This window comes from Variovorax ginsengisoli, from assembly GCF_030811835.1.
Classification (GTDB): domain Bacteria; phylum Pseudomonadota; class Gammaproteobacteria; order Burkholderiales; family Burkholderiaceae_C; genus Variovorax; species Variovorax ginsengisoli_C.
In genome coordinates this window covers 1-17158 of the sequence record NZ_JAUSRO010000026.1, presented here as the reverse complement: position 1 = coordinate 17158, position 17158 = coordinate 1, and the positions used below count along the sequence as shown (strand labels likewise).

General features: G+C 66.2%; 14 protein-coding genes and 1 pseudogene. 7 read left to right on the top strand and 8 right to left on the bottom strand.

The window, feature by feature from the left end:
* The 3 genes from J2W36_RS26165 to J2W36_RS26155 form a co-directional block, all read left to right on the top strand.
* Window positions 1-207: hypothetical protein (locus J2W36_RS26165; protein WP_307692721.1), on the top strand; the 207-nt coding region annotated here is incomplete at its 5' end.
* A gap of 148 nt (window positions 208-355) precedes the next feature.
* Window positions 356-2545: a penicillin-binding protein 1C gene (gene pbpC / locus J2W36_RS26160; RefSeq protein ID WP_307692720.1), complete on the top strand. Its 2190-nt coding sequence runs from the start codon at window positions 356-358 to the stop codon at window positions 2543-2545.
* Between the two features lie 120 nt (window positions 2546-2665).
* Complete coding sequence (locus tag J2W36_RS26155) at window positions 2666-3991, top strand: MFS family transporter (RefSeq protein ID WP_307692719.1); 1326 nt, start codon at window positions 2666-2668, stop codon at window positions 3989-3991.
* Window positions 3992-4009: 18 nt separating this feature from the next.
* Here the strand turns inward: J2W36_RS26155 and J2W36_RS26150 are convergent, their stop codons facing one another.
* Entirely contained in the window at window positions 4010-5347 is a 1338-nt protein-coding gene (locus tag J2W36_RS26150; protein ID WP_307692718.1) for an alpha/beta hydrolase family protein, read from the bottom strand.
* A gap of 22 nt (window positions 5348-5369) precedes the next feature.
* On the bottom strand, window positions 5370-6722 hold the full coding sequence (locus tag J2W36_RS26145) for a dicarboxylate/amino acid:cation symporter (RefSeq protein ID WP_307692717.1): 1353 nt from the start codon (window positions 6720-6722) through the stop codon (window positions 5370-5372).
* A 245-nt stretch (window positions 6723-6967) separates the two neighbouring features.
* Here J2W36_RS26145 and dinB point away from each other — a divergent pair, with 245 nt between their 5' ends.
* Together dinB and J2W36_RS26135 are read left to right on the top strand one after the other, a co-directional pair.
* Window positions 6968-8173: a DNA polymerase IV gene (gene dinB, locus J2W36_RS26140; RefSeq protein WP_307692722.1), complete on the top strand. Its 1206-nt coding sequence runs from the start codon at window positions 6968-6970 to the stop codon at window positions 8171-8173.
* Window positions 8174-8277: 104 nt separating this feature from the next.
* Window positions 8278-9435 (top strand): DNA topoisomerase IB, encoded by a 1158-nt coding sequence (locus tag J2W36_RS26135; protein ID WP_307692716.1) that lies wholly within the window; start codon window positions 8278-8280, stop codon window positions 9433-9435.
* Here J2W36_RS26135 and J2W36_RS26130 read toward each other — a convergent pair.
* The 6 genes from J2W36_RS26130 to yaaA all read right to left on the bottom strand — a co-directional run bounded on the left by J2W36_RS26130 (window position 9381) and on the right by yaaA (window position 13964).
* Complete coding sequence (locus tag J2W36_RS26130; protein WP_307692715.1) at window positions 9381-10091, bottom strand: hypothetical protein; 711 nt, start codon at window positions 10089-10091, stop codon at window positions 9381-9383. The two genes, J2W36_RS26135 and J2W36_RS26130, sit on opposite strands and share 55 nt — an antisense overlap.
* A complete protein-coding gene (locus J2W36_RS26125) occupies window positions 10088-10456 on the bottom strand; it encodes a response regulator (RefSeq protein ID WP_307692714.1) in 369 nt (122 codons plus the stop codon). Before J2W36_RS26125 ends, J2W36_RS26130 begins: the two co-directional genes overlap by 4 nt.
* A gap of 75 nt (window positions 10457-10531) precedes the next feature.
* The gene (queF, locus tag J2W36_RS26120) at window positions 10532-11389 is read right to left on the bottom strand and encodes an NADPH-dependent 7-cyano-7-deazaguanine reductase QueF (RefSeq protein WP_307692713.1); all 858 of its coding nucleotides are present in this window, start codon (window positions 11387-11389) and stop codon (window positions 10532-10534) included.
* A gap of 10 nt (window positions 11390-11399) precedes the next feature.
* A complete protein-coding gene (locus J2W36_RS26115; RefSeq protein WP_307692712.1) occupies window positions 11400-12308 on the bottom strand; it encodes an alpha/beta fold hydrolase in 909 nt (302 codons plus the stop codon).
* Between the two features lie 16 nt (window positions 12309-12324).
* A complete protein-coding gene (locus J2W36_RS26110) occupies window positions 12325-13164 on the bottom strand; it encodes a 2OG-Fe(II) oxygenase (RefSeq protein WP_307692711.1) in 840 nt (279 codons plus the stop codon).
* Between the two features lie 17 nt (window positions 13165-13181).
* On the bottom strand, window positions 13182-13964 hold the full coding sequence (gene yaaA, locus J2W36_RS26105) for a peroxide stress protein YaaA (RefSeq protein WP_307692710.1): 783 nt from the start codon (window positions 13962-13964) through the stop codon (window positions 13182-13184).
* A 125-nt stretch (window positions 13965-14089) separates the two neighbouring features.
* Between yaaA and J2W36_RS26100 the strand changes: the two genes are divergently transcribed.
* Both J2W36_RS26100 and J2W36_RS26095 read left to right on the top strand, forming a co-directional pair.
* On the top strand, window positions 14090-16978 hold the full coding sequence (locus tag J2W36_RS26100) for a valine--tRNA ligase (protein WP_307692709.1): 2889 nt from the start codon (window positions 14090-14092) through the stop codon (window positions 16976-16978).
* 58 nt (window positions 16979-17036) lie between these two features.
* A pseudogene (locus J2W36_RS26095) lies at window positions 17037-17158 on the top strand (UTP--glucose-1-phosphate uridylyltransferase); the annotation flags it as partial.

Genomic DNA, 17158 nt, shown 5'->3' with positions numbered 1-17158 from the left:
TTTTTTCACCCTCCACTCACTCAGCACAACCTCTTCAGTCACACCAAACTCGCTTCCAGCGAAGCCTTCGATTATGTCACGGATTTTTCAATCCAGGCAAAACTAAAGGTCTTTTTTCTCTCCACCCAGCAGATCAACCCTGAAGGCCTCCTGCCACACCAACCTCACCGCTTGCGCCGTGTGTCAGCTTCGTGTCGAGCCCGCTAGTATAGAACTTTTTTTCGCTCTCGCCACCCACCCGAGGTGAAAAAGTTGGTTCGATGCCCACGCACCGCCGCCGACGCCGCTCCGGCGCGACTGTCCTCTATATATAGTGAGCGGCCAGTCACCCCTCGTTCACCCCACCTCCAAGCGCATGCGCCCGTTATCTCCCTCGATCTTCCGGTTGGCCTTGGCAATGCTCGCGGTGAGCTGCGCCACCTCGGCATCGGCGATCCTGCGTTTCGAGGACGTACGCGCGGCATACCGCCCTTCCGACACGCTGGTGCTCGATCGACAAGGCGATAACTTGCAACGCGTGCGCACTGACGCATCCGTGCGCAGAGGGCAATGGATTGCGCTGGCGGACATTTCGCCTGCACTTCGTACGGCGATGGTACTCAGCGAAGACCGCCGCTTTTACGAGCACAGCGGCGTGGACTGGCGAGCGGTATCGGCGGCAGCCTGGGGCAATCTCTGGAACACCCGCACACGGGGAGCCTCTACCATCACGATGCAGCTCGCGGGCCTGCTCGACGATGACTTGCGGCGCAGCAGCCAGGGCCGCAGCCTGACCCAGAAACTGGGCCAGACCGTCGCAGCTTCGCAACTCGAACGCCAGTGGCGCAAGGACCAGATCCTGGAGGCGTACCTGAACACCGTTCCGTTTCGTGGCGAGCTGGTCGGCATCGACGCGCTGTCACGCACACTTTTTGGCAAGGCGCCGCACGGGCTGGACGCACGCGAAGCAGCCGTGGCGGCCTCTCTGGTGCGTGCGCCGAATGCACGCGCCGCACTGGTCGCACAACGTGCGTGCGACGTCCTGCGCGCGATGGAACCCACCCGCACGCCGGACTGCGAAGCGCTGGACATGTTCACCAGTGCCGCGCTCCAGCGGCGCGCGTTCGATCCGACCGAAGGCATTGCGCCGCACCTGTCCCAACGGATCGTGCGCGAATCGATCCAAGGCGCCCACGGCGATGCACCCGCCACCGTACGGTCCACACTGCGAGCACCCTTGCAGCGGTTTGCACTCGAGACCTTGCAACGTCACCTGCGCGAATTGCGCGGCCGGCATGTCGAAGATGGCGCGCTGGTCGTCCTCGACAATGCAAACGGCGATGTGCTTGCATGGGTGGGTTCTTCTGGCCCGCTGAGCCGAGCCGCCGAAGTCGATGGCGTGCTGGCACTTCGCCAGCCGGGCTCCACGCTCAAGCCGTGGCTGTACGCGCAAGCACTGGCAGAGCGCCGCATCACCGCCGCGTCGCTGATCGACGATTCGTCCGCCCAGATCAACACGGCCAGCGGCCTTTACATTCCGCAGAACTACGACCACCAGTTCAAGGGCATGGTTTCGGCGCGCACCGCGCTGGCCGCCTCGCTGAACGTGCCTGCAGTGCGCACCTTGGTGATGGTGTCACCCGAATCTTTCGCGCGGCAGCTCCGTTCGGCGGGACTGCCCTTGCGCGAAGGCGGAGGCTACTACGGCTACAGCCTGGCGCTTGGCAGTGCGGAAGTGTCGCTGCTGAACTTGACGAACGCGTATCGCACGCTTGCCAACGCAGGGAGATACAGCCCCACGCGCGCCGTGTTGCCGGCCTCGCTCCCCACGCCAGCGGCAAGCCTCACCTTCACGCAGGCGATCGACCCGCGTGCTGCCTTCATCGCGGGCAACATCCTGTCCGATGCCAATGCCCGCACCCGCACCTTCGGCATCGACAGCGTGCTGGGCACCCGCTTCTGGACGGCGGTGAAGACCGGCACCAGCAAGGACATGCGCGACAACTGGGCCGTCGGTTGGTCGCAGCGCTACACCGTGGGGGTGTGGGTCGGCAATGCGAGCGGCGCGCCGATGTGGGACGTGAGCGGCACCACTGGCGCGGCGCCGGTGTGGGCCGAGGTGATGGGCTTCCTGCATGCGCGCGAGCCGAGCCGCGCACCCACGCCGCCGCCCGGTGTGGTACAGGTGCCGGTGCGCTTCGGCAACGACCTCGAAGCGCCGCGCAGCGAATGGTTCATCGCCGGCACCGAGCAACGCGTCTTCGCGACCGATGCCGCGGCGGCAGACGCGGGCAACCGCATCACCTCGCCAGCCGACGGGTCGATCATCGCGATCGACCCCGACATCCCGCCCAACCGCCAGCGCGTGCGCTTCGAGGCGCAGGGACAGGGCCTGCAGTGGCGCATCGACGGCAAGGCGTTCGCGCGCGGCAACCAGGCGCAGTGGATGCCCTGGCCCGGCCGCCATGTGATCGAGCTGGCCGACGCCCGCGGCGAGGTGCTCGACAGCGTGCGCATCGAGGTGCGTGGTGCCGGCGTGCTGACGCCAGTGGCACGCCGGCCCTGAGCTACCGGGCGGTAGCGACATACCCCCTCCGAGGCGTCGGATGCGCTGCTCGCCGACAGCGGAGGTCGCTGTCGCGTCGCAGAATGGTGAACGCCAACATCCACATAACAAGGCGATTCCATGTCTGTCACTGCTCCTCCCGTCGTGGGCATCAAGGGCGCGCCGCGCGCCTACACCACCGAAGAGAAACGCCACCGCATCTTCGCCATCATGGCGGCCTCGTCCGGCAATCTGGTCGAGTGGTTCGACTTCTACGTCTATGCCTTCTCCGCGCTCTACTTCGCGCCGGCGTTCTTCCCCAAGTCCGACCCGACCGCTCAGCTGCTGAACACCGCAGGCGTGTTCGCCGCGGGCTTTCTCATGCGCCCCATCGGCGGCTGGCTCTTCGGCCGCATCGCCGACCGCATGGGCCGCAAGACCTCATTGCTGATCTCGGTCGCGATGATGTGCGGCGGCTCGCTGGTCATCGCCTGCTTGCCGACTTATGCGCAGATCGGGGCATGGGCGCCCTTACTGCTGCTGGTGTGCCGCCTGTTCCAGGGCCTGTCGGTCGGTGGCGAGTACGGCACCACGGCCACCTACATGAGCGAGGTCGCGCTGCGCGGCCAGCGCGGCTTTTTCTCGTCCTTCCAGTACGTCACGCTCATCGGCGGCCAGCTCCTCGCGGTGCTGGTGATCGTCGTGATGGAGCAGTTCCTGTCGGAGGCCGAGCTGAAGGCCTGGGGCTGGCGCATCCCCTTCGCGATCGGCGCGGTCGCCGCCGTCGTCGCGCTGCTGCTGCGCCGCACGCTGCACGAAACGCAGACGGCCGAAGCCAAGGCCAACAAGGAAGCCGGCAGCATGGCCGGGCTCTTCAGGCACCACAAGGCGGCCTTCTTCACGGTGCTGGGCTACACCGCTGGCGGATCGCTGATCTTCTACACCTTCACGACGTACATGCAGAAGTACCTCGTGAACACGGTGCACCTGCCGATCAAGACGACCAGCTACGTCATGACGGCCGCGCTGTTCGTCTACATGTGCATGCAGCCGGTGTTCGGCGCGCTGTCGGATCGCATCGGCCGCCGCAACAACATGCTGCTGTTCGGTGGACTCGGTGCGCTGGCAACGGTGCCGATCCTGACCGGCCTGCAGCACGTGACGAACCCGGTGGTCGCCTTCCTGCTGATCATCCTGGCGCTGGCCATCGTCAGCTTCTACACCTCCATCAGCGGCATCGTGAAGGCCGAGATGTTTCCGCCCGAAGTGCGCGCACTCGGCGTGGGCCTGGCCTATGCCGTGGCCAATGCGATCTTCGGCGGCTCGGCAGAGTACGTGGCGCTGGGCCTCAAGTCGCTCGGCCACGAGTCGGCCTTCTACTGGTACGTGACGGCGATGATGGTCATCGCCTTCGCGGTGAGCTGGCGGCTGCCGCGGCAGGCCAGCTACCTGCACCACGACCACTGACCTCAGCGGCCGAGGGACTCAGCGTCCTGCGGCAGGGGTACGGGTCGCCAGCGGCGGCGGCGTGTAGTCGGGGCGCAGGTGGCAGCCCTTGCCGAAGCCAGCCTCATAGCGCGCGCAGAGGGCGGCGACCTTCTGCGGCGTCGGCTTTTCGCCGCGGTCGATCCAGTCGAGCAGTGAGGTCATCAGCGCCGGGTACTCCGCATCGCTCAGGTAGCTGTGCTGCGATTCGTCGCTGAAGGTCTGCACCAGCCGGTCGGATGAACCGGCCGCATCGATGATGTTCCGGTACGCACTCTCCAGTTCGACGAAGGCCGTGGGGTCATGGATGGCGTGCAACGTGAGCACCGGCAGGCGCAGCCGACCGGTCGGGCGGCTGTCGTTGCTCAGCATGCCTACGGCCTGTGGGTCGGCCTCGTAGCGCAGCACGCCGGCGTTGAGTGCTGCATCGTCCGCCGAGCCGCTGTAGACCACGCGCGCATTGCCGAACGGGTTGCGGCCCGCGAGCCGCTTCTGCGTGAGGTCCTCGAACAGCCAGGTCGCCCAGTCGAGGTGGGCCACCAGGGTGCGTTCGGGGATCTTCACCACCGAGAGGATGGTCTTCAGCCGCGCCGTCTGCGCCGCACTGCGCTGCGCCGCGGGCAGCCCCACGCCAGTGCACTCCTTGACGCGTTCGGCGAGCTGATGGCGCGTGAGCGTGGCGCCGGCGGGCAGGCCCATCCACAGCGGGTACTGCGGCTCGTCGGGCTTGGGATGGTTGCGGCAGACATGCTGGTAGACGACGCGCAGGTCGAGCCGGAACGCATAGGCGTCGACCCCGCCGCCGAGCACGCCGCTGGTGAGCAGCACGCCGTCGTAGGCGGGCCGCTCGCCGGGGACCGGGCCGTACAGTTCCGCGGCCTTGGACGCCACGCCGCCGCCATAGCTCTGGCCATGCAGCACGGTGCGCCGCGGCTGGCCGAAGTTCGCGATGAAGAGCTTGCGCAGCCGTTCGGTGTCCTCGGCCGCCATCGTCACGCCGTAGCCGCCGCGGCGATAGGTCGAGCCGGCCCAGGCGTAGCCCGCCTTGACCATCACGGACCAGCGCGTCAGGTCCTCCGCGCCACGCTGCAGCGTCGGCGCACCCAGCGACGGGCCGCCGTGCGTGTGCATCACCAGCACGTCCCGCTGCCATTGCGCAGGAATGGCGATCCAGTAGAGCGCGCCTTCGCCATCGCGGCCGTTGTAGCAGCGGGCGTCGGCGGGGACGGTGGCCGGGCAGTCGGCCGGATGCGGTGCGCTGTCCGCTGGTGCCGCGAAGGCGCTGGCCGCTCCGAGCGCGATCGTCGCCCCGAGAGCAAGATGCCGAAAGAACGACATGCAAGCGAGAGGGGCAGCGAACTCAGGCGCGCGGGGAGCCGCCGGCCATGTGCTCGGTCTTCGCATTGATCAGCACCTCAGGCTCGTCGGCTTCGACCCAGGTTTCGTTGTTCAGCCCTGCCTGCAGACGCTTCTCGTTGAGCTCGCCGGTCCACTTGGCGACCACGAGGGTGGCCACGCCGTTGCCGACCAGGTTGGTCAACGCGCGGGCTTCGGACATGAAGCGGTCGATGCCCAGAATCAGCGCGAGACCCGCCACCGGCACGTGGCCCACCGCCGACAGCGTGGCCGCCAGCACGATGAAGCCGCTGCCGGTCACGCCCGCCGCACCCTTGGACGTGAGCAGCAGCACCGCCAGCAGGGTGAGCTCCTGCGTGAGCGACATGTCGGTGTTGGTCGCCTGCGCGATGAACACGGCAGCCATCGTCAGGTAGATCGAGGTGCCGTCGAGGTTGAAGGAGTAGCCGGTGGGAATCACCAGGCCCACCACGGTCTTCTTGGCGCCGAGGTTCTCCATCTTCTCCATCATGCGCGGCAGCACGGATTCGGACGACGACGTGCCCAGCACGATCAGCAGTTCTTCCTTGATGTACTTGACGAACTTCCAGATGCTGAAGCCGTGGAAGCGGGCAATGAGCCCCAGCACCACGAAAACGAACAGCAGGCAGGTCATGTAGAACACCGCCATCAGCTTGCCGAGCGAAAACAGCGACACGACGCCGTATTTACCGATGGTGAACGCCATGGCACCGAAGGCCCCGATGGGCGCAAGCTTCATGATGGAATTGACAATGCCGAAGAGCACATGCGAGCCCTTTTCGATCACGTCGAACACCAGCGTGCCGCGTCCACCGAACTTGTGCAGCGCGAAGCCGAAGAGCACCGCGATCAGCAGCACCTGCAGGATCTCGCCCTTGGCGAAGGCGTCGACCAGCGTGTTGGGGATGATGTTGAGCAAGAAATCGGTCGTGCCCTGCATCTTGCCTGGACCGGTGTAGGCGGCGATGGACTTGGTGTCGATCGTCGACGGATCGATGTTCATGCCCGCGCCGGGCTTGAACACGTTGACCAGCACCAGCCCGACCACCAGCGCGATGCTGCTGACCACCTCGAAGTAGAGCAGTGCCAGGCCACCGGTCTTGCCGACCTTCTTCATGTCCTCCATGCCGGCGATGCCGACCACGACGGTACAGAAAATGATCGGCGCGATGATCATCTTGATCAACTTGATGAAGCCATCACCCAGCGGCTTCATGGCCTCACCGGTCTGCGGATAGAAATGGCCCAGCAGCACGCCGATCACGACGGCGGTGATCACCTGCAAATAGAGTGAGCGATAGAACGGGCGTTTTTCAGGGCCTGGCTGTGTTGTCATTGGAATGCCTTGGTGCGGACCGACCGTATGTCGGATTGCGTGGATCGAAATGTGAATTAGAGCACTGCGCGCAGGCCGGCGTACACGGCTTTTCCCGGGCAGATCGGCCGCGTCCAGGCCCGCGCCGGTCAGCCTCCAGTCAGCCACCGACCAACGGGCTTCGGGGCGCCGGTCGGCACTCGCACCGCGAAGCCTTCAAAATCGCGGACGTGAACGCTCCGATCCGCCGCATTGCCCACCTCGACATGGACGCCTTCTACGCGTCTGCCGAATTGTTGCGCTACCCACAACTCAAGGGCCTGCCGGTGGTCATCGGCGGCGGAAGGCGCAAGGTCGATGAGGCGATCCAGGACCTGCCCGAGGGCGCCACGCTGGCCGACATCCCGCTGGCCGCCTTTCCGGTGCTCAAGGACTACACCGGGCGTGGCGTCATCACCACCGCCACCTACCCCGCGCGCCAGTTCGGCATCGGCTCTGCCATGGGGCTCATGAAGGCCGCCAAGCTGTGCCCGCAAGCCATCCTGCTGCCGGTGGACTTCGAGCGTTACCGCGCCTTCTCCCGCCAGTTCAAGCAGGTCATCCTGGAGATCGCACCGCTCATGGAGGACCGCGGCGTCGACGAGGTCTACATCGACTTCACCGATGTGCCCGGCGGCCAGCGCGAGGGCGGCCGCGTATTGGCACGGCTGATCCAGAAATCGATCTTTCAGGCCACCGGCCTGACGTGCTCGATCGGCGTCGCGCCGAACAAGCTGATCGCCAAGATGGCCAGCGAATTCAACAAGCCCAACGGCATCTCGATCGTTCACGAGAGCGACCTGCAAACGCTGATCTGGCCATTGCCCGCGCGCAAGGTCAACGGCATCGGCCCGAAAGCCGATGCCAAGCTCGAACGCTTCGGCCTGCGCACGGTCGGCGATATCGCATCGCGCGAGCGTGACTGGCTGATCGCCCACTTCGGCAAGGCCACTGGCGCCTGGATGCACGAGGTTTCCTGGGGTCGCGATGAGCGCCCGGTCGTCACCGAAAGCGAGCCGGTATCGATGAGCCGAGAGACCACGTTCGAGCGCGATCTGCATGCCGTGCGAGACCGTGCCGAGCTCGGTGCGATCTTCACGCACCTTTGCCAGAAGGTTGCCGAAGACCTGCAGCGCAAGGGCTACGTCGGCAAGACCATCGGCATCAAGCTGCGTTACGACAACTTCCAGATCGCCACCCGCGACCAGACGATCGACCGCTTCATCGACGACGCCAAGGCCATTCGGCAGACCGCTGGCCAGTGTCTTAAGCGGGTCCCGCTGGAACGGCCGCTGCGGCTGATCGGCGTCCGCGTGGGTGCACTGGTGCGCGCCGGCAGCTCCGAAGCCAACGCCGGCGCACCATCCAGAAAACGGGGCAGTGACCGAGCGACCGGCGCGACGAACGGACAGGCCACAGCGTCGCTGTTCTGAGCGACGGCCGACAAGGGGATCGCACGCACCGCCTGCATTTGCGGCGTCCTACACGGCGCTGACGTGGCCCCCTGCATTCTGGGCATCCCACAGCCGCCATCGCCATGCCCAACCCCACTTCCCTGCACCCCGCCCGACTCGCCAATGGCCTGGTCTATGTCAACCCCGACATGCCGGGTCTGAGGCGTTTCAAACGGGGAGCCAGCTTCCGCTACAAGGATGCGCAAGGCCGCTGGCTCAGCGACGCCGACGACATTGCCCGTATCCGCAGCCTCGCGATCCCGCCAGCCTACACCGACGTTTGGATCTGCCCATTGCCGCACGGCCACCTGCAGGCCACCGGACTCGACGCACGCGGGCGCAAACAGTACCGCTATCACGCGGACTGGCGTGTTCTCAAGGACGAGGCCAAGTTCGAGCGGCTCGAGGCCTTCGGCCTGGCGCTGCCGCGCATCCGGGCCCGCGTGGCACGCGACATGAAAACGGGGACCGTTGGTGCGCCGCTCACCCGGGAACGGGTGCTCGCGACCATCGTGCGCCTGCTCGACACGACGTTCCTGCGCGTGGGCAACGAAACGTATGCGAGCAGCAACGGCTCCTTCGGCCTGACCACCTTGCGCAACCACCACGCAGCGGTACGCGGTGGGGCGTTGCGCCTTAAATTCCGTGGCAAGAGCGGCGTAATGCACGAGGCCACCGTGGACGATGCACGCGTGGCCCGGCTGGTGCGCCGTTGCCAGCAATTGCCGGGGCAGGAACTGTTCCAGTACCAGGACGACAACGGCACACCGCATGGGCTGTCTTCGACGGACGTCAACGATTACCTGCGCGAGGCCGCCGGCGACAACTTCACCGCCAAGGACTTTCGCACCTGGCACGGCACGACCCAGGCACTGGAACTCACGCGACTCGCCTGCAACGCGAAGCCCGATTCACAGGCTGGAACACAGGCCCTTCGCTACAACGCCAAGGAAATCATTGCCGCGGTAGCGCGCCAGTTGGGCAACACGCCTGCAGTGTGCAAGAAGGCCTACGTGCACCCCGCCGTGCTTTCGCTCGGAAGCACGCTGGCCGACGACGCAGGTGCGATGAACGACATCTGGCAGAAGATCTCAGGCGGTACGCGTGCACGACGCCTGCTTCATGCTGCGGAAGCGCGATTGCTGGCATTTCTGCGTGCCCACCGACGCAACGCATCGGTGCGTGCTCAGCCTGCGGCAAGCTTGAAACGAACGGTGTCGCGATCCAAATCGAGCGTGTAGCCCAGGTCGTCTGCCAACGACTGCATGGCCACCGCATCGATCGCCAGTTTTCGCGGTGCGCGGTGCGCTGCCATTGCATCGGCGCCCTCGGTGCCGTGGGCGACCACAGCCAAGCAAAGTCCGTCGTGCCCCTCGCGCGTGATGCGAATCGCGCTGACGCGGTCTACCGAGTCCTGCAGGAAACCCAAGGCGCCCAACAGGAGGTAGCGCAATGCCGCACCTGCAGGCCATGTGGGAGCCTCAGTCTCAGCCTCGCCCACCGGAGGGACCGGCGTGTCGCGTGCGGGCACGATCGCTTCGTCGACCTCGATGCGAATGCCCTGCAGATCGAAGGCTGGCCGCATGAGCGCAACACACTGGCTCACCAGCGCCGCGCGGGTGATGCCTTCTTCGCTGGTCGAGAGCTCCCAGTTGCGCAGGGACCGCACCGCCGAGACCAATTCGCCAATCTGGCTGTCGATGAGCGCCACGCGCTCCTGGCAGGCCGCGGGATCGATGGTCGCAGTGGCGACCTGCCGCTTGAGCATGAGCAAGCCCATGCGCATGACGGACACGGGCGCCGACATGTCGTGCCGCAGCGCGGGCAGCGCACGCGTGAGCAATTCATGGCGAACGCCCGCGGCGATCCAGCTGCGAGCACCGGGTGAGGCCTTCATCCGCGTGCCGCTGCCTTGGCGCTGGTTTCGGCAAGGATGCGGTCGAGTGCATCGAAGTCGATCGGCTTTTGCAGGTGATGGTCGAACAGGCCGGGCTCGCCGCCATGGGCGTCGCGCGCGGAAAAGCCGGTGACGGCCACCAGCAGGGGCGGATGCGGCAAAGCTCGCAGTTGGCGCGCAACCTCGGTGCCCGGCAGGTCGGGCAGTGTCAGGTCGAGCAGCGCCACATCGAAGGTCTCCTCGGCGGCCGCTTCCAGTGCCTGCTTGGCCGAATAAGTGCAGCGCGCCTTGTGGTCCTGCAGCGAAAGCAGTTCCAGCAACAGATCGGCAGCCGCTTCGTTGTCATCGACGATCAGCACGTTCACTTCAATATTCCTGTCAAAAACCCGGGTTGCCTAGAGTATCGGCGGCGCGACAGGCCCATGGATGTAGGCGTACGCCTACTGTCTCGCCGTTCGAGCGTTGGCAGGCAGGGTTTGCGGTCCGCTGGTGCGAAACGGATTGATGTCCAGCCCGCCGCGCCGGGTGTATCGCGCATAGACGCTCAACCGCGTCGGGCGGCAACGGCGCCAGATGTCCCAGAACATGCGCTCGGCGCAAGGCTCGTGGAATTCGTTGTGGTTGCGAAAGCTCACGATGTACGCCAGCAGGCCGGCCTGGTCGATGGGCGCGCCGCTGTAGCTGATCTGCACACTGCCCCAGTCGGGCTGGCCCGTCACCAGGCAGTTGCTCTTGAGCAGCCGGCTGGTCAGCGTTTCGCTGATGGCCGTCTGGCTCACATCGCTGGTCAGCAGCTCGGGCGCCGGTTGATAGTGCGTGCACTCGATGTCCAGGCGATCCAGGTCAACCCCGGCGAGCTCCTGCAACGGCTCGCGCTCGAACATCGCCGGCGCCACCAGGCGAACACCGACGCTGCCGCCGCGCTCGCTGCCGCGCCAGGCAGCCTCCGACACGTCGGTGCGCAAGCGCTCACGCACCGCGTCGATGTCGGTGAACACGGTGCTGTTGAAGCTGTTGAGGTAGAGCTTGAAGGACTTGCTCTCGATGATGTTGGGCGTCTCGCACGGTACGGTGAAATGCGCGATCGCCACCTGGGGCTTGCCGCGCGGGTTGAGCCAGCTGAGCTCGAACGCCGTCCAGAGATCGGCGCCGAAGAAGGGCAAGGCAGCGGGCGCGATGCCCATCGCCTCGCGCTGCGTGGCGCGCGGGATGGGAAACAGCAGCGACGCGTCGTAGTGGTCCAGGTAGGCCGAAGCGCGGCCAAGCTGCGACTGAGCGGGCGTGTTGTCGAGGGTCATGCGGAAAGAATCATGAGGAAGACCGAGGCGTTGCCCGGACGGCCGTGTGAAGAAAGTCGAGCAGGTGCGGCAGCAGCAGTGCGACAACCGCGGGCGGCAGGTCGTGGCCCATGTCGGGCACCGCCACAAAGCGCGCACCGGCAATGCGTTGCGCGGTGTCGCGACCGCAGGCGATGGGTACCAGTGGATCGGCATCGCCGTGCAGCACCAGTGTCGGGCAGGCAATGCGCGCCAGAAGCCCGGCGCGCGTGGTGTCCCCGCCCACCGCCATCATCTGCCGAAGCAGCCCCTTGGGCCGGTAGGCACGGCGCATGGCCGCCCTCAGACGCTCACCGACGACGGCATCGTCCAGCGCATACACCGGCCCGGAGATCAGCCGGATCAGGCGCTGGCTGTGCGCCACCAGCGCATCTTCGCCTGCGCGGGGCGGCCGGCGCATGAGCAGGCCAAGCACGTCGGCGCGCGGGCCCGGGAGGCCGCGCGCACCACTCGAACTCATGATGCTGGTGAGGCTGGCGACGCGTGCGGGCGCGGTGGCGGCCAGCCGCTGGGCGATCATCCCGCCCATCGACGCGCCGACCACGTGCACGCGGTCGATCTGCAGTGCATCGAGCACACCCAGCGCATCGGCTGCCATGTCCTGCAGCCCGTAGGTCGACCGCACCGGCAGCCCGAAGCGATGGCGCAGCCCCTGCCAGAACAGGTTGCCGGTGCCCAGGTGGTCGAATCCGTCGGACAGGCCCGAGTCGCGGTTGTCGTGGCGGATCACGCGAAAGCCCGCGTCCACGAGCGCCTGTACCAGCGCATCCGGCCAGGCGATGAGCTGCATGCCCAGGCCCATGATGAGCATAACGACGGGCCGATCGGCCCCGCCGGTGTCTTCGACTTCGATCTGGATGCCGTTGGCTGTGACTTTCATGGATGCGTGCCGAACCTCAGGTGAACTGCCGCTCGCGCAGCCATTTGGTGGCGACCCATTTCTCGCCCGAGAGCACCGGCGCGCCGCCATGCAGCGTGCGGGTGGACGGGTCAGGCCGGTCGTAGCTGAAAAAGACGGCCGTGCCGCGCTGGGGCGCCACTTCCAGGCCGACATCAGGGAACGTGGTCGCGCCGCCCCGGGCGGGCGCTTGCAGGTACATCACCAGCGTGCCCACGCGCTGGCCGCCGCGGCGCAGGATCGTCGGCGTGCCGGGCTCGCCCGGATCGAAGTAGTCGTAGTGCGGGCGGTACTGCGCGCCCGGCGCATAGCGCAGCACCTGCAGGCCTTCGCCGAATTCGAGCGGCCAGCGCAGCAGCCGCGCGATGCGCTGCTCGATGCACGCAACCACGGGGTTTTCGCCGCGCTCGAAGAACATGCCTTCGCTGGTGCGGTCGACGTTGACGGCCTCGCCGCCGGTCTGCGTCTCCACGGTGAGCGAGCGCGCCAGCCGCACACGCGCCGCGGCGATCAGCGCATCGCACTCGGCATCCGACAGCAGGTTGCCGAACACCACCACGCGCGGATGGGCCAGGGTCTGCAGCACCGCGACCTGCCGGTCGCCGGCATCGATGTACAGCGGCGCATTGGCGAGGTCAGGCCCCGGCACGGGCACGGGCACCGCCAACGCAGGAGTGGCATCGGGTGCAGCCTTCCCGATCTCCGCCAGTGCCGCGTCGGCGACCTCGTCGCGCCAGCCGGACTCCAGCATGGACCGACGCAGTGCGGGTACCGAATGGCCGGCCGCCAGCTGCTCGATCATCCACGCGCGCAGTTCAGAACTGACCACTTGACTCATTACCACCTCCGTGAATATCAGGCCTTGCGGCGAAACACCAGCCGCTGCGTCGTCGACAGTGCATCAGCGAAAGCGTAGCCTTCGAGGTCGAACTTCTCCAGCGCCTTGGGCGTGGCCGCCTTGTGCAATACCGCCCAACGCGCCATCAGGCCACGCGCCCGCTTGGCATGGAAGCTGATGATCTTGTACTTGTCGGTCTTCCAGTCCTCGAACACGCAGTCGACGACGCGCGCCCTGAGCACTTTCGTATCGACTGCCTTGAAGTACTCCTGCGAGGCGAGGTTGATCACCACCGGCGTGCGGTCGGCCGCCAGCCGCTGGTTGAGATGGTCGGCGATGCGAGTTCCCCAGAAGGCATAGAGGTCCTTGCCGTGCGGATTGGACAGTGCCGTGCCCATTTCCAGTCGGTAGGGCTGGAGGCGGTCGAGCGGCCGCAGCACGCCGTACAAGCCGCTGAGGATGCAGAGGTGGTCCTGCGCCCATTCGAGCTGCTTGGCCGTCAGCGTCTTCGCATCGAGCCCACCGTACACGTCCCCATTGAAGGCGAGCGCCGCCTGGCGCGCATTCTTCGCCGTGCCCTTGGGCGACCAGGCGGCATAGCGGTCGAAATTGAGCGTCGACAGCTTGTCCGACAGATGCATGAGCTCAGCGATCTGCTGCGGCGATTTCTCGCGCAACAGGCCGATGAGTTCGTTCGCGGGGCCCTTGGCGCCCTCGAAGACGGGCTGGGTCGCGGGCAGATCGGCGGGAACGGGTGTGTCGTAGTCGAGCGACTTGGCAGGTGAGAGCAGGAACAGCATGCGTGGAATTATGGGTGCGGCCCGTGGCAAGCCGCAGCCAGGTGCCGCACGCCCCCGGTAAAATCGAGGCTTCCCCATCCTGTCAGCGACGGCACCCGACGGTGCCTTTCGTCATTTGCCACCCCATGAGCGACACCCTGAGTCAACCCGGCCTCGAGAGCCTGTCCAAATCCTTCGAACCCGAGGCCATCGAGCGCCATTGGGGGCCTGAATGGGAACAGCGCGGCTACGCCAAGGCCGGTTTCCGTGGCACCCAGCAGCCCCAGGAAGGCGCCGATTCGTTCGCCATCCAGCTGCCGCCGCCGAACGTGACCGGCACGCTGCACATGGGCCATGCGTTCAACCAGACGATCATGGACAGCCTCACGCGCTACCACCGCATGAAGGGGGACAACACGCTGTGGCTGCCGGGCACCGACCACGCGGGCATCGCCACGCAGATCGTGGTGGAGCGCCAGTTGCAGGAACAGAAGATCAGCCGCCATGACATGGGCCCGACGCCCGCCGAGGCGCGCAAGAACTTCGTCGCCAAGGTGTGGGAGTGGAAGGAGAAGTCCGGCAACACCATCACCGGCCAGATGCGCCGCATGGGCGACACGGTCGACTGGAGCCGCGAGTACTTCACCATGGACGAGGACCTCTCGGCCGTGGTGACCGACACCTTCGTGAAGCTCTACGACGAAGGCCTCATCTACCGCGGCAAGCGCCTGGGCAACTGGGACCCGGTGCTCAAGACCTCGGTGAGCGACCTGGAAGTCGAGAGCGAGGAAGAAGACGGCTCGCTCTGGCACATCGCCTACCCGCTGGAAGACGGCAGCGGCACGCTGGTGGTGGCCACCACGCGCCCCGAGACCATGCTGGGCGACACGGCGGTGATGGTGCATCCGGACGACGAGCGCTACCAACACCTCATCGGCAAGAACGTGAAGCTGCCGCTGGTCGACAAGCTCATCCCGATCATTGCGGACGACTACGTCGACAAGGCCTTCGGCACCGGCGTCGTGAAGGTCACACCCGCCCACGACTACAACGACTACGCCGTCGGCCAGCGCCACAAGCTCGAGATGATCGGCGTGCTGACGCTCGACGCGACCATCAACGACAACGCGCCCGAGAAGTACCGCGGCATGGACCGCTTCGTGGCGCGCAAGGCGATCGTCGCCGACCTCGACGCGCTCGGCCTGCTGGTCGAAGTGAAGAAGCACAAGCTGATGGTGCCGCGCTGCGCCCGCAGCGGTGCCGTGGTCGAGCCGATGCTGACCGACCAGTGGTACGTGGCCATGACCAAGGCCGGCGCCGACGGCAGCTCGATCGCGCAAAAAGCGATCGACGTGGTGAAGTCGGGCGAGGTGCGCTTCGTGCCCGAGAACTGGGTCAACACCTACAACCACTGGATGGAGAACATCCAGGACTGGACCATCTCGCGGCAATTGTGGTGGGGCCACCAGATTCCCGCCTGGTACGACGAGGACGGCAACGCCTACGTCGCGCACGACGAGGCCGAGGCGCAGGCCAAGGCGCCGGGCAAGAAACTGCGCCGCGACGAGGACGTGCTCGACACCTGGTACTCCGCGGCGCTGGTGCCCTTCTCGTCCCTCGGCTGGCCCGAGAAGACCGACGACCTGGCGCGCTACCTGCCGTCGAACGTGCTGGTCACTGGCTACGACATCATCTTCTTCTGGGTGGCCAGGATGATCATGATGACCAAGCACTTCACCGGCCAGGTGCCGTTCAAGGACGTCTACATCCACGGCCTGGTGCGCGACGCGCAAGGCAAGAAGATGAGCAAGTCCGAGGGCAACGTGCTCGACCCGGTCGACCTGATCGACGGCATCGCGCTGCCCGAGCTGCTCGACAAGCGCACCCAGGGCCTGCGCAAGCCCGAGACCGCGCCCAAGGTGCGCAAGCAGACGGAAAAGGAATTTCCCGAAGGCATCCCCGCGTTTGGCGCCGATGCACTCCGTTTCACCTTCGCGTCGCTGGCCTCGCTAGGCCGCAGCATCAACTTCGATTCGAAGCGCTGCGAGGGCTACCGCAACTTCTGCAACAAGCTCTGGAACGCCACGCGCTTCGTGCTGATGAACTGCGAAGGGCAAGACTGCGGGCTGATGGAACACACCAAGGCCGACTGCGCGCCGGGCGGCACGGCCCACGGCTACATGCAGTTCAGCCAGGCCGACCGCTGGATCGCCTCGCGCCTGCAGCGCGTCGAGGCCGAGGTCGCCAAGGGCTTCGAGGACTACCGCCTCGACAACGTCGCCACATCCATCTACCAGTTCGCGTGGGACGAGTTCTGCGACTGGTACCTGGAGATCGCCAAGGTGCAGATCCAGACCGGCACCGACGCGCAGCAGCGCGCCACCCGGCGCACGCTCATTCGCACGCTGGAAACCCTGTTACGCCTGGCGCACCCGGTGATTCCGTTCATCACGGAAGAACTCTGGCAGAAGGTGGCCCCGGTTGCGGGCCGCGCAGGCGCGTCGATCATGATCGCGGCCTATCCGCAGAGCCAGCCCGAAAAGATCGACGACGCTGCCGAAGCGCACGTCGCGCGCCTGAAGGCCCTGGTCGACGCCTGCCGCACGCTGCGCAGCGAGATGAACGTGTCGCCCGCGACCCGGCTGCCGCTTTACGCGGTGGCCGACGATGCGGCCGACAGTGCATTCCTGCGCGACGTGGCGCCGGTGCTGCAGGCGCTGGCCAAGCTCAAGGAAGTGCGCGTGTTCGATGACGAGGCCAGCTGGTCGGCAGCGGCCGAGGCATCCCCGGTGGCCGTGGTCGGGGCGGCACGCTTCTGTCTGCACATGGAAGTCGACAAGGTGGCGGAAAAAGCACGCATTGCTAAGGAAATTGCTCGCATCGAAGGCGAAATCGGCAAGGTCAACGGCAAACTGGGCAACGAGGCTTTCGTGGCCAAGGCACCACCCGCGGTGATTGAACAGGAACGCAAGCGCCTGAGCGACTTCAGCGCAACGATCGAGCGGCTGCAGGCGCAGCTTCTGCGTCTCGGCTGACACGGCCGTGTCCCCGACTGCACGTAATATCTCCAGAACGTCAACTTCCTTGTACAACATGTCCACTTCGACCACGCGCATCCGGAAAGCCGTCTTCCCCGTCGCAGGCTTCGGCACCCGCTTCCTGCCCGCCACCAAGGCCCAGCCCAAGGAAATGCTGCCGGTGGTCGACAAGCCGCT

Excerpts from the sequence above, each read along its gene's own strand:
- pbpC (WP_307692720.1), top strand. The coding sequence starts at position 356 with ATGCGCCCGTTATCTCCCTCGATCTTCCGGTTGGCCTTGGCAATGCTC.
- J2W36_RS26155 (WP_307692719.1), top strand. The coding sequence starts at position 2,666 with ATGTCTGTCACTGCTCCTCCCGTCGTGGGCATCAAGGGCGCGCCGCGC.
- J2W36_RS26150 (WP_307692718.1), bottom strand. The coding sequence starts at position 5,347 with ATGTCGTTCTTTCGGCATCTTGCTCTCGGGGCGACGATCGCGCTCGGA.
- J2W36_RS26145 (WP_307692717.1), bottom strand. The coding sequence starts at position 6,722 with ATGACAACACAGCCAGGCCCTGAAAAACGCCCGTTCTATCGCTCACTC.
- dinB (WP_307692722.1), top strand. The coding sequence starts at position 6,968 with ATGGACGCCTTCTACGCGTCTGCCGAATTGTTGCGCTACCCACAACTC.
- J2W36_RS26135 (WP_307692716.1), top strand. The coding sequence starts at position 8,278 with ATGCCCAACCCCACTTCCCTGCACCCCGCCCGACTCGCCAATGGCCTG.
- J2W36_RS26130 (WP_307692715.1), bottom strand. The coding sequence starts at position 10,091 with ATGAAGGCCTCACCCGGTGCTCGCAGCTGGATCGCCGCGGGCGTTCGC.
- queF (WP_307692713.1), bottom strand. The coding sequence starts at position 11,389 with ATGACCCTCGACAACACGCCCGCTCAGTCGCAGCTTGGCCGCGCTTCG.
- J2W36_RS26115 (WP_307692712.1), bottom strand. The coding sequence starts at position 12,308 with ATGAAAGTCACAGCCAACGGCATCCAGATCGAAGTCGAAGACACCGGC.
- J2W36_RS26110 (WP_307692711.1), bottom strand. The coding sequence starts at position 13,164 with ATGAGTCAAGTGGTCAGTTCTGAACTGCGCGCGTGGATGATCGAGCAG.
- yaaA (WP_307692710.1), bottom strand. The coding sequence starts at position 13,964 with ATGCTGTTCCTGCTCTCACCTGCCAAGTCGCTCGACTACGACACACCC.
- J2W36_RS26100 (WP_307692709.1), top strand. The coding sequence starts at position 14,090 with ATGAGCGACACCCTGAGTCAACCCGGCCTCGAGAGCCTGTCCAAATCC.